Raw genomic sequence first — 12,831 nt, forward strand, 5'->3', positions numbered from 1 at the left:
GACCTTTCTTTTGGCTGTTACTTTAAATGGTTGATTTCTGCGTATTTCGCTTAAACAACAAAATGTGTTAACAGGTACTTTTTAAAAATTAAAGTATTGATTTGAAAGTACCCGGCAAATTCCATTTATAAACATTAGTGGAAACTGGTGTTTGAAATTTTTTAAATAACATTGATATGATGTTTATTAATGGGGACAGAGGGTAATCTAAATTGATGATAGTTAAAAGGGGGAACTTGAATGATCGAGTTTAAACAAGTCAGTAAAACTTTCCCGGATGGTTTCCAAGCATTGAAGAATATCAATTTTCATGTCAACAAGGGAGAGTTGGTGACTTTGATCGGTCCGAGCGGTTGCGGAAAAACGACCACGATGAAAATGATCAACCGATTACTGGAACCTAGCAGTGGTGAAATCTTAGTGGATGGGGAGAATATCAGAAACCAGAATCCTGTCCAACTTAGGAGGAACATCGGTTATGTCATCCAGCAGATCGGACTTTTTCCACATATGACCATAGAAGAGAATGTAGCGTTGGTACCGAAGATGAAAGGTTGGTCCAAAGATAAATACATACGTAGAGTCGATGAACTGCTCGACCTTGTCGGACTGGATCCGAAGGTTTTCAAAAAGAGGTATCCATCTGAACTGAGTGGTGGCCAACAACAACGGATCGGTGTAATAAGAGCTTTAGCAGCAGAACCGCCTGTCGTTCTGATGGACGAGCCCTTTAGTGCACTGGATCCGATCAGCCGTGAACAATTGCAGGATGAACTCGTCGCCTTACAGGACAACATCCAGAAGACGATCGTCTTTGTAACCCATGACATGGACGAAGCTCTTAAAATCGCTGACCGGATCGCGATCATGGATGGTGGTGAAATCATACAATTGGCTACACCGGACCAGATCCTGAGGCATCCAGCGAATCAATTCGTTGAAGACTTCATCGGTGAGGAGCGGATGAGTAAGGAACTTGGAGGTAAGACAGCTACATCCTTGATGCTCTCTAAAGTTGCGACCGTAAAACCGAGTCGTGGACTTGCAGAAGCGTTACAACTCATGAAAACCTATACTGTCGATAGTTTGATGGTGACGAAATCGAAGGGAGAACTTCAAGGCATTTTGGAACTCCCCAAATTGGAAAATCATTATGGTGATGAATCGAAAAAGGTGGAAGATATCATGTCTCCGGTTGCTCATTCTGTAACGACCGAAACAAACTATACAGACATTGCAGAAATCTTCGCAAAGCACCAAGTTACTATAATACCAGTTTTAGACGAGGGCAGGCTGGTCGGCTTGATTACGAGATCAAGCATGATGAGAGGCCTTGCTGGAATGAAACAAACCGTATAGAAATGAGGTATATCATTGGATTGGAACAGTTTTTTTGACACATTCATAAATAGATGGCCCACGATTCTCACCGCTCTTCAGGAGCATTTGTATCTTTCGTTCGTCTCGATCCTGATCGGTATTTTGATATCAGTGCCATTAGGAATTATCATATCCCGTTTGAAAAAGATCGCTGAATTCGTCATCGGGGTCACGGCTGTTTTCCAGACGATTCCGAGTTTAGCTTTGTTCGGATTCCTGTTACCCGTTTTCGGAATCGGGAGTACACCCGCGATCATCGCATTGATGATCTATGCCCTTTTACCAATTTTAAGAAATACATACACAGGAATCGTGGGTGTCGATGATTCATTAATCCAGGCTGGAAAAGGTATGGGAATGACATCGGGGCAAATACTATGGAAAATCGAACTTCCCCTGGCTCTGCCTGTCATCATGGCGGGAATCAGGACCGCAACGGTACTGACAATCGGGGTTGCCACATTAGCGACCTTCATTGGGGCAGGCGGTCTCGGCGATGTCATCTATAGAGGCCTAAGCACATTGAATAATGAGTTGGTTTTAGCTGGCGCGGTCCCGGCTGCATTACTTGCAATCTTTTTTGACTCGATTTTAAAAGGGATCGAGCGTATCGTTACGCCAAAAGGACTTAAAAAACAAGACTAGGAGGATCTCATTTTGAAAAAGATGTTGTTACCGATTTTACTATTGATGTTGATTGTTGCCGGTTGCGGTGGTGGAGGAGCTGGAGGTGACACACTTGTCATCTCAGGTAAAAAATGGACTGAGCAATATATCCTTCCGCATTTGATGGCTGAATATATCAAGGCGAACACGGATTATGATGTACAAGTGAAAGAAGGTCTTGGGGAGGTCGATGTCCTGACCAAAGCGATGGAAAGTGGAGATATCGACATGTATGTTGAATATTCAGGTACTGGATATCTAGCCGTTTTAAAGGAAGAGTATAACCCAGACCAATCCGCTGAGGAAGTATATGAAGCAACGAAAAAAGGATATAAGGAAGAAAAGGACATCGTCTGGTTGCCTCCGCTTGGATTCGAGAACAATTATGGATTGGCGATGACGGAAGATACGTATAATCAATTAGGTGTCAAAACAACTTCGGAATTAGCCGAAAAATCGGATGATCTTGTCTTTGCAGCACCGCCGGAATTCTATGAAAGACCAGACGGATTCGATCCGTATGTCAAAACGTACGATCTCAACTTTAAAAGTAAAGAAAGCCTGGATCCGAACTTGATGTATAACGCTGTCAAGGACGGTGAGGTCGATCTCATCACTGCATTCACGACAGATGGACGTATAGAGCGGTTCAATTTAAAGATCTTGGAGGACGATAAGAACTTCTTCCCACCATATTATGCTGCACCATTGATCCGTCAGGAAGCATTAGATAAATTCCCTGATGTGGAAAAAGTGATGAAAGAGCTTGAAGGTCAGATTTCATCTGAGGAAATAGCTGAAATGAATGCAAAAGTCGATATCGACAATGAGGATCCACAACAAGTAGCAATCGACTTCCTGAAACAAAAAGGGCTTATCGATTAAATAGACGACCAATATTTAGCGGACATAGGAAGCCCTTATTTGCTCAAAAACCCCATCCTTTACAAAAAAAATAGAGGACACCAGAGACCTTATTTGGTGAAATTCATTATAAATAACCTGCTTTTAACGCAAATAACGGAATAGATACCCTCTAAAATTTGTACATTTTTGATAAGGCAAATGAACCCATGGAAAAATTTCATTTTCTCCATGGGTTTTTCTCGTTGATATAACTTTAAAGGTTTATGCGGTGCCAGGAACCCAAGTGAAACCCTTGGCGCAGTTGACTTCTTAAACGGTGCCTGGTACAGATACTGTGGTACACATACTTATTTTAGGGTATGGGTTAAAACATTAGTACTATGATTATATGAACAGGACCTACTTAACACTTCTATCTATTGCTTGATTGTCTCCAACATGAAAATCCTCGAAAATTGTATTTGTATGAAAAGTTAGATAATTATTATTTGGGGAGGCAACATGAATGAAGAGAATCGGTTCGATTATTTTAAGTACAGCGTTGATCATCGGATTGTTTTTTGCAGCTCAATCCAATCATCAAGCACAAGCGTCAACCATTGAAATTGATGAAGCTCTTTCCAGCGTGATAAGTACAGCTGGTGATCAATTCATCGTAGAAGCTGTCGTCACCTATGATACTATGCCGACAGACGCACAAGTTGAGGAACTGCAAGGCTTCGGATTATCGACGAAAACCTATAAGAATCTGCCCATGGTGGCCATACAAGGAACTAAATTGGAAGTAGAATCATTGCTTTCATCAGCAATTGATGCTGTTTCAATCTTTTATAATAAAGATTTAGAGTATAAGCTTCGTGACAGCCGCCAATTGATCGGTGCTGAAAATGTATGGAACGATCTCGGATATACTGGGGAAGGCACGACGGTCGCCGTCATCGACAGTGGTATAGATGCGACACACCCTGATCTTCCTCTTGGCGACAAGGTAGTCCAAAATGTAAAGTTTCTAGTTGGGGATAGCTTGTTCTCAGACGGATCAGAGTCTTTATTCTTGGAAAATGTAGCTAATACAGATACATCCTCCGGTCATGGTACTCACGTTGCAGGAACCATTGCCGGCCTTGGCACTGCCAGTGACGGGCTCTATAAAGGTGTAGCGCCAGATGCAAAACTTGTTGGCCTTGGAACAGGTGAGGCGATCAGTGTACTCTGGGCACTTGAAGCCTTTGATTACGTATTGGAAAACCAGGATGAATACGGTATCGACATCATCAGTAACAGCTGGGGTACGACAGGAGATTATTCTCCCAATGACCCGATCAATGTAGCGAGCAAGAAAGCATATGATGCAGGGATGGTTGTAGCTTTTGCAGCTGGAAACGAAGGTCCGGAGAACGATACATTGAATCCATACTCAGCAGCCCCTTGGGTGATCTCAGTAGCTGCTGGAACTAAAGATAAAGAACTAGCAGACTTTTCATCAAGAGGAATTCCTGGGGATGAACTCGTACACCCTGACATCACAGCACCTGGTGTTGATATTGTAGCAGCAAAATCATCGACTGGATTAGTGATGAATGTTCTCGGAACAACAACCGATGTTACTTACATCGATGCAGCTCACCTTCCATATTACACGACTGCAAGCGGGACAAGCATGGCAACACCTCATATTTCCGGAGTAGCAGCGTTGATGTTGGAAGCTAACTCTGGCTTAACACCAGATGGCGTATTCAATGCACTCACCAATACTGCTGATCCAATGGCTGGATATAAACTTCATGAAGCAGGTGCAGGTTATGTAAATGCTTATGAAGCTGTAAAAGCTGTCGAAAAGTAATCAACATCAATACAATGAGAGGCACTTCATAAAGTTGCCTCTCTTTTTTATACGATAACCATGACTAATTTACCACAATCATTCCGCTGCTATAACGAATTGACTACAGCATAAATAAACCATAAGAACAGTCTGATTTAAAACATACGGTGAATTGTAACTGTTTGTAATCTCTCGGAAAATGAAAGTATGAAAATATAAAAATATCAAAATCAGGAGGAATGACATGAAAAAAGTCAGCTTATGGATCCTTACTTTGGTCCTTATTTTAGCGTATTCTTTATCAGGGGCAGCGGATCATGCCCGGGCTCATACATTTGAAGTAGATGAAACGCTCCAGAATGAATTAGCATCTACAAGTGAATCTACGATTGTTGAAGCCGTCATCACTTTCGAGAATATGCCAACAGATACACAAATAGCGAGCGTGAAAGCCCTTGGCCTGAAGACGAAAACGTATAAAAATCTCCCGATGATCGCCATTAAAGGCACGAATACAGAAGTACAGAAATTGTTGGAATCAGACCTGGATGCACTTTCTGTCTACTATAATAAGGATTTGGAATACTTTCTTCGTGACAGCCGTGAACTTGTTGGGGCTGAACGTGTCTGGAATGATCTTGGCTACACAGGCGAAGGAACGACAGTGGCTGTAATCGACAGCGGGATAGATGCGACTCATCCGGATCTTCCTTTGGGAGAAAAAGTCGTACAAAATGTCAAATTTATCTTAGGCAATCTATTTACAGATGAAGCTCTTTATTTAGAAGATGTTGTAAATACGGATACGTCTTCCGGGCACGGGACGCATGTCGCGGGCACCATTGCAGGATCAGGAACAGCAAGTGATGGATTATATAAAGGTATCGCACCGGATGCTAAATTAGTAGGGCTTGGAACTGGAGAAGGGATCAACATTTTATGGTCACTGGAAGCCTTTGATTATGTCCTGGAAAATCAAGAAAAATATGGGATCGATGTCATCAGTAACAGCTGGGGGACGACTGGTGATTATTCACCTAACAATCCGGTGAATGTCGCAAGTAAAAAAGCACATGATGCAGGGATGATTGTCACCTTTGCAGCAGGCAACGAAGGACCGGATGATGACACATTGAACCCGTATTCAGCTGCACCATGGGTCATATCAGTGGCTGCTGGAACAAAGGATAAGCAACTTGCTGACTTTTCTTCACGCGGCGTGCCAGGTGATGAAGTCCTACACCCGGATATCACTGCACCAGGTGTGGATATCGTTGCAGCAAAATCATCTACAGGTTTAGTCATGAATTCATTAGGGTCTGTAACAGATGCCACTTATATCGAACCTCAGCATCTTCCATACTATACGACAGCAAGTGGTACGAGTATGGCAACCCCTCATATCACAGGCATTGTCGCCTTGATGAGGGAAGCGCAGTCTGGTTTACATCCGGATATCGTATTGGATATTTTACAAAAAACTGCCGAACCGATGGAAGGGTATCAATATCATGAGGTTGGTTCAGGTTATGTGGATGCATACGAAGCTGTAAAATCAGCTGAAAAAACCAGCCCGAATATTGGTAAATATAAAGATAAGAAAACAGGCAAAACCTATGAAACTTACTTTGTTGAAGAAACATGGGAAGGAACTCTTGGTGCAGGTGTCTCAGAAGCTGGAGCAGCTTCGCATGACTACTATGATATAACCCTTGATAAGGATACTGTCAGTCTGAAGGTACGGATCGATTGGACATCTCCAACCAATGATCTTGATCTGGAAATCCGTGACCCAGCTGGTGAGCTTGCTGGTTCCTCTGGAAATGCAGTTACTACGACAGAAGAAACCACCATTCCTGAGGTTACCGACGGCACTTATACGGTTGATGTCATAGGATGGCTGAATACAATTGAACAATATAATGGTACCTATACGATCGAAAAGATTTTAAAGAAGTGAAGTAATACCGAAGAAAGGGGCTGACTTGTTCAGCCTTTTTTCTTTAAAGATTATAAAACTTTTGTTTCGATGAAGCAATGTCTAGCTCCAACGCCCAACCACTTGGCTCACTTCAGTCCTCCTGTGGCGGTCGACACATTGATTGAGGCCGAAGGATTACCCATGCAGAACCGAACTTTGTTTGGTTTGAGTCTCCTCGGTTGGACTTCCAGTGAAATTCGTGGTTGATCAGGACGTTTGCGCTTTTCTTAGTATACATATTCAGGAGATTTGTAGGCCTATATGGCTATTTGTCTCACTTTGCCGCCAGTACCCGACATAATTTGCTAAAATCAATAGAAGCTTATAAATATTGGGACTTGAAAGGAGGTGAAGTACGTGCGAATCCAAACCCTGATTGTTAAAGGGCTTATTGCGGGAGCATGTCTGTTGGTTCCATCTGAAGTTCTTGCGAACGGCAAAGAAAAGCTAGATGAATTACCTGATCCTCCAGTGGAAGCAGATAATCAAGCAGAAGAACATCAAAATGAAAATGCTGATAAGAACACCAAAAAAGATCGACAAATTGGAAGCTCCGATCAAAAATCAAATCGGGAGCTGCCTGACCAAGCAAAGGCTGAAGTGAATGTTGATGAAACTGGAGAAAAAGGAAAGCCGGCGCATGCAAAGATTGATGCAAAAGACAAAGCAGCGAATGGGAAAGGTGTTTCCGAACTTAAGAAGGAAACGAATAAACCTGTCCAGGACACTGAAAAAACCGGAACCTCAGTACATAATGACCGTGGTAAAAACGAAAACCCTTTAAAAGATGAATCTTCTTCTTTTGAGTCTAAAAAGGAGACAGATGAACAAAAAGCAGCAAAACTGGATCACAATAACAAATCAACAACCGATTCAATTGAAGACAAAAAACCTGACGCAGCTGACAATACTCAAAAATCCAGGAACAATCAGCAGCCATTACCTCATGAAGAAAGTCCGGCTGATGCACCGTTTGTGATCCCTTCGCAAACTGGAAACCAGCTATCAAAACCGAACAAACACAACGATGGACCTTCAAATACATCTGGAAATGGCTCTCTTTTGTATGCTTTATCTTTTACAGGGATCGGTCCATTGGTCACACTCGATCGTGATTTCTTAGCTGAACATCGGAGAGAACACAATCAGTGGATCAATGCACCGCCTTCACCACCGCCGAAATCAAACCTTCTTCCTCATAGTGCTTAATGAATGAAAAAATTATTAATGAGAAGAAGGAGAGATTTCTAATGGTACGTGTAAACGGTAAATTGGTAGTCAAGTCTTTGGTGTTGGCAGGAGCACTTTCTTTTGGTGCTTTTGTAGGTGTCGATTCAGTTGAAGCAGCTGGAAATGGGAAAAAGTCTGAAGTAAAAGTTCAAGCTCTAGATGATGAAGTGAAAGTTGAAGCGAAAACAAAAGCCAAGAACAACCCATCAGCAGAGAACAAGGCTGAATCTCAAGGACACGTCCATGCTAATGAAAAAGCAAAAGAAAATGCAGCTCCACAATCTGCTGTAAAAGCAGGTTCTGAAACAGACGCAGAAACTGATGTAGAACCTAAAGAAGAAGCAGAAGTAGAAGAAACTACCGAAACTGATGTCACAACTGAAGAAGAAGCAACTACTGAAGAATCTACCGAAACTGAAGTAGAAGAAGATGTAGAAGCAGACGAAGATAATGAAGAAGCAAAAGAAGAGAAGGTGAATCCTTCTGCAGAAAACAAGACGAAGTCCAGTGCTTATCATGCAAGTGACATTGCAAAAGAAAAGGCGCCAGCTCACGCTGCAGTCAATCTTTCTGTTGAACCAGAAACTGAAGAAGACGAAAATTCAGAAGAAGAAACAACTGTTGAAACTGATGTAGAAGGCAAAACTGAAGAAGATGAAGCTGCAGACGAAGATACTGATGCAGAAGTAGATTCAGACGTTGATGCTAACGAAGATACTGAAGTAGAAACAGATGCAGACATGAAAGAAGAAGATGCTGAAACAGAAGTAGAAGTTGATGTTGAAGAAGATGCCGAAAAAGATGTTGAAGAAGAAACTGATGAAGAAGAAGCTAATGTTTCTGCAGAGAACAAAGCAAATGCACAAGGGCATGTAAACGCTAGCGAAACTGCAAAAGAACACGCTGCAGAAAATTCTGCTGTACTAGCTGGAACTACTGAAGACACGACTACTGAAACTGAAGAAGAAACAAAACAAGAAACAGATGTAGAAACGGATCTTGAAACAGAAACAACAACTGAATCTGAAACAAACACAGTTACACTACCATAAGAATCACAATAAGGAAGACCGGGAATGAGTCCCGGTCTTTTCTTATGGCAAATTTCAGGATTCCTTACATTTATCCGGTCTAAACCTGCTGATAGTGACAATATAGTAATTAATTATGAACATATTTTAGTTAAAAAGAACTGAAGGTGCAATAAAGTAGTAAAAAAGGATTAAAAACACCGTATAATAACACCACAAATAGTCCTATCCCTATTATCCTATAAATACCAACATTCTGAATTTTCCATAATAATATTGACAGCGATTACAACTTTGCCTACCATTAGAGTAATGAGACAAAGGAGGGGTAGGTAATGAGTAGTTTACTTTTAGCGGCAATTGGAATATTTATTTTTTTAATTGGTTATCGCTATTATGCAAAATTTATAGCTGAAAAGATTTATAAACTTGATTCCAATTTTACGACGCCAGCACACAAATATAAGGATGGGGTCGACTTTGTTCCTACAAATCGATTCGTATTGTGGGGGCATCATTACAGTTCCGTAGCTGGAGCGGCACCAATCGTCGGGCCGGCAATCGCGGTTTACTGGGGATGGGTCCCGGCAGTTATATGGGTCATTTTAGGTACCGTATTCGCAGCCGGCGTACATGATTTCGGAGCACTTGTTTTATCTATACGTAACAAAGGTCAATCTGTTGGTACGATTGCCAATAAGTTGATCGGTCATCGCGCAAAGATCTTGTTCTTGTTTATCATCTTGATTCTTGTATTGATGGTTAACGCAGTGTTTGCTTGGGTAATCGCTAACCTGTTCGTTAACTTCCCTGCTTCTGTACTATCGATCTTCATTCAGATTCCATTAGCGATCTGGATCGGGTACGCAGTTTATAAAAAAAGCGGAAGCATGCTGCTTCCATCTATATTAGCACTTGCATTCATGTATGGTGCTGCTGTCCTCGCATCTAGATTTGAATTCCTTCAAATCGATCTAGTTAAATGGTTCGGGGGAGAAGGAACTACGGTGATGTTCGGGTTGAACGGAGTCTCAATGGCGTTCTTCGTCTGGATTATCGTATTGATGGTCTATGTATATTTCGCTTCTACATTACCTGTATGGAAGCTATTACAGCCAAGGGATTATATCAACTCACATCAACTTGTACTTGGTCTAGTTATTCTCTATCTAGGGGTCATCTTCACTAACCCTACAATTACTGCACCTGCGGTAAATTCAGGCGCAGATATATCTATGTGGCCGCTTCTTTTCATTACGATTGCATGCGGGGCGATTTCAGGATTCCATGGGCTCGTCGCTTCTGGAACATCTTCTAAACAACTTGATAAAGAAACGGATGCTAAATTTGTCGGTTATCTTGGTGCGGTTGGCGAAGGAATGCTTGCCTTACTAGCGATCATCGCTGTAACGACATTCTTTGCGACTGGTGCTGATTTTACTGCAGCATATAGCAGTTTTGCAGCAGCAAGTGCTGGAGGACTTGGAAACTTTATCGCAGGTGCTGGTGTCCTGGCATCGGGTGTTGGTATCCCAGCCGACATCGCGGCGACGATCGTAGCTGTAATTGTCATCAGTTTTGCAGCGACTTCACTCGATACTTCTGTACGTTTGATGCGCTATATCATTTCAGAGCTTGGTACTGAATATAAAATACCAGCACTTACTAAAGCTCATGTGGCTACGTCCATTGCAGTAGGTACAAGTGCAATGCTGGTACTTCTTCCAGAAGGACCGAACGGATTCGGATCAGGCGGATACTTGTTATGGCCATTATTCGGTACATCCAACCAACTTTTAGCAGGCATCACATTGCTACTTGTGTCCATTTGGTTGAAGAAACAAGGGCGAAACTTCATGCCGACGTTCATTCCGATGGTTTTCGTTTTATTCATGACTGTCTGGGCGATGGGGAAACAGGTCATATTTGATTGGTCTGGGGCAGGAACGGCCGATACGAACATCTTGCTCTTCGTCTTTGGAGCTTTGATCCTCGGATTTGCGCTTTGGATTGTTGCAGAAGCTTTCAAAGTTCTGAGCCAAAAACAAGATCCTTCAGATATGGATAAGACTGCTTGATAAAATGATGGCTAAAGGGGGGCGGGAAACTGCTCCCTTTTTTGGCCTTATGTATTAGCCGAGGTTCAGCCAGTGCCAGAATGCTGGAATGCTCACGTTTTTAAATCATAATAAAAGGGTGATCGATTATGAAAGGCCAAATCCTTATCATCCGCGTCTTTCCTGAAGTCGGTGGCGGCTGATGTGGGGGTGTCTCTGGTGACGGGTTCATCAGTATGAATGATCAATTTGCAGACGATCGGAAAGAAATGGAAGAAATCGGTATTTTATATCAACAGATTGTGAATGAATATGGAGACCAGATGGATCTTGTTTATGCGGATCCGAGAAATCTGATTTCAATTGCAGCATATATGTTTGGACATGTTCGACATGGTAAAATAGGATTGCTTGAAGTCATGAAAAATCTCTTTTGGAGAGCCCGCCGTGGAGCTGTTTTTTTGAATGGAAGATGGCTGAATGACAGGGCCCGTACGAATGAAGAGATTTTAACATTAATACAACAGGAAATGAGCTAGCGGGGTGATGAGCGATGACAGAAGCGAAGTGGTCTTTTAAAAGACTGATTGAATTATATGACGAGATATTGAGCCATAACCATAAAACGGAGATCAAGCGTGAGCTTCGTGATGAGGATGATCTGTTCTTGCTTTTATGTTTTTCCGAATTGCTAGGTATCCCGAATCCGGTATCCTATTATACGCTTGAACTATATCCGTCAATCCTTGAAAAGTTCCATGATTGGCATTTGCGGATGGGGATGGAAAAGTCACCGCTTGAAGGCATTCGTTGTTGTTGATGAGAGGTTGTGTGTCGAATGAAAAAGATTGTTAATAAACAGATCATATTCTTTGGGGGAAAAGGCGGTGTAGGAAAGTCGACATCTGCCTCTGCGTTTGCTTTGACTTCTGCTAGAAAAGGTCAAAAGACGCTACTTGTGTCGACCGATCCGGCCCATAACGTTGGGGACATTTTTCATAAGAGGTTGTCTGGAAAACCACAGCGTCTGACTGAAAACCTTTTTGGGATTGAAATCGACCCGAACGAAGAGACAAAACGTTATCTGGGTGGGGTCAAAGATAACCTGAAAGGGCTAGTGAAAGCGAAAATGGTTGAGGAAGTCCATCGACAGATCGATCTAGCTGGAAGTTCCCCAGGGGCAGATGAAGCTGCGATGTTCGATCGGCTCGTATCGATCATTCTGGATGAAAAAGAGACCTTCGATACGATCGTTTTCGATACGGCCCCGACCGGTCATACCATCAGGCTATTGACACTGCCCGAATTGATGGGGGCATGGATCGATGGGATGCTGAAACGCCGTGAGAATCTGAACAAAAACTATTCCGCCTGGATGGGTGACGGGGAACCAGTCGAGGATCCGATCTATGACATCCTAGATAAAAGAAAAGAGCGCTTTGCTGAAGTCCGTAAAGTGTTATTGAATCAAGATTTGACCGAATATGTATTTGTTCTGAACGCAGAGCGTCTACCGATTCTCGAAACGGAAAAGGCGTTGAACACGTTGAAAAAGCATGATCTTCTCGTAAATACGGTTGTGGTCAATAAGCTTTTACCTGATGTGGAAGATAGTCCTTTTCTTCAAAAACGAAAGCAACAGGAGAAAGAATATATCAAAATGATCGATAAGAAATTCGGTCAACAAGAGAAGATTTACATTCCATTACTGGATGGTGATGTTTCGTCATTAGATGCCCTTGATCAAATCAGTAATGCAATGAAGGAAGAACTTTTCCAATAGGAAGTTTTACG

The 12,831-nt window shown here is 42.3% G+C and carries 11 protein-coding genes; all 11 read left to right on the plus strand.

The window, feature by feature from the left end; translation table 11 throughout:
• Window positions 1-240: 240 nt before the first annotated feature.
• The 11 genes from ACJROX_RS04305 to ACJROX_RS04355 all read left to right on the plus strand — a co-directional run bounded on the left by ACJROX_RS04305 (window position 241) and on the right by ACJROX_RS04355 (window position 12,820).
• Window positions 241-1,359 (plus strand): ABC transporter ATP-binding protein, encoded by a 1,119-nt coding sequence (locus ACJROX_RS04305; protein WP_408009530.1) that lies wholly within the window; start codon window positions 241-243, stop codon window positions 1,357-1,359.
• 15 nt (window positions 1,360-1,374) lie between these two features.
• Window positions 1,375-2,025 (plus strand): ABC transporter permease, encoded by a 651-nt coding sequence (locus ACJROX_RS04310; RefSeq protein ID WP_408009531.1) that lies wholly within the window; start codon window positions 1,375-1,377, stop codon window positions 2,023-2,025.
• 21 nt (window positions 2,026-2,046) lie between these two features.
• Window positions 2,047-2,931 carry a glycine betaine ABC transporter substrate-binding protein gene (locus ACJROX_RS04315; protein ID WP_408011572.1) on the plus strand — a complete coding sequence of 295 codons (885 nt, stop codon included), beginning with the start codon at window positions 2,047-2,049 and terminating at the stop codon, window positions 2,929-2,931.
• A gap of 487 nt (window positions 2,932-3,418) precedes the next feature.
• Complete coding sequence (locus tag ACJROX_RS04320; protein ID WP_408009532.1) at window positions 3,419-4,756, plus strand: S8 family serine peptidase; 1,338 nt, start codon at window positions 3,419-3,421, stop codon at window positions 4,754-4,756.
• A 226-nt stretch (window positions 4,757-4,982) separates the two neighbouring features.
• Window positions 4,983-6,698: a S8 family peptidase gene (locus ACJROX_RS04325; protein WP_408009533.1), complete on the plus strand. Its 1,716-nt coding sequence runs from the start codon at window positions 4,983-4,985 to the stop codon at window positions 6,696-6,698.
• 378 nt (window positions 6,699-7,076) lie between these two features.
• Window positions 7,077-7,928, plus strand: a complete 852-nt coding sequence (locus ACJROX_RS04330; protein WP_408009534.1) for a hypothetical protein — start codon at window positions 7,077-7,079, stop codon at window positions 7,926-7,928.
• Window positions 7,929-7,969: 41 nt separating this feature from the next.
• Entirely contained in the window at window positions 7,970-9,001 is a 1,032-nt protein-coding gene (locus ACJROX_RS04335; RefSeq protein WP_408009535.1) for a hypothetical protein, read from the plus strand.
• Between the two features lie 314 nt (window positions 9,002-9,315).
• The gene (locus ACJROX_RS04340; protein WP_408009536.1) at window positions 9,316-11,058 is read left to right on the plus strand and encodes a carbon starvation protein A; all 1,743 of its coding nucleotides are present in this window, start codon (window positions 9,316-9,318) and stop codon (window positions 11,056-11,058) included.
• 215 nt (window positions 11,059-11,273) lie between these two features.
• On the plus strand, window positions 11,274-11,576 hold the full coding sequence (locus tag ACJROX_RS04345) for a hypothetical protein (protein WP_408009537.1): 303 nt from the start codon (window positions 11,274-11,276) through the stop codon (window positions 11,574-11,576).
• Window positions 11,577-11,590: 14 nt separating this feature from the next.
• Window positions 11,591-11,857 (plus strand): cory-CC-star protein, encoded by a 267-nt coding sequence (locus tag ACJROX_RS04350; protein WP_221568885.1) that lies wholly within the window; start codon window positions 11,591-11,593, stop codon window positions 11,855-11,857.
• 18 nt (window positions 11,858-11,875) lie between these two features.
• On the plus strand, window positions 11,876-12,820 hold the full coding sequence (locus tag ACJROX_RS04355; RefSeq protein ID WP_408009538.1) for an ArsA family ATPase: 945 nt from the start codon (window positions 11,876-11,878) through the stop codon (window positions 12,818-12,820).
• Window positions 12,821-12,831 lie beyond the last annotated feature (11 nt).

The sequence above is a fragment of the Pseudalkalibacillus sp. A8 genome (assembly GCF_045920555.1).
GTDB lineage: Bacteria > Bacillota > Bacilli > Bacillales > Fictibacillaceae > Pseudalkalibacillus.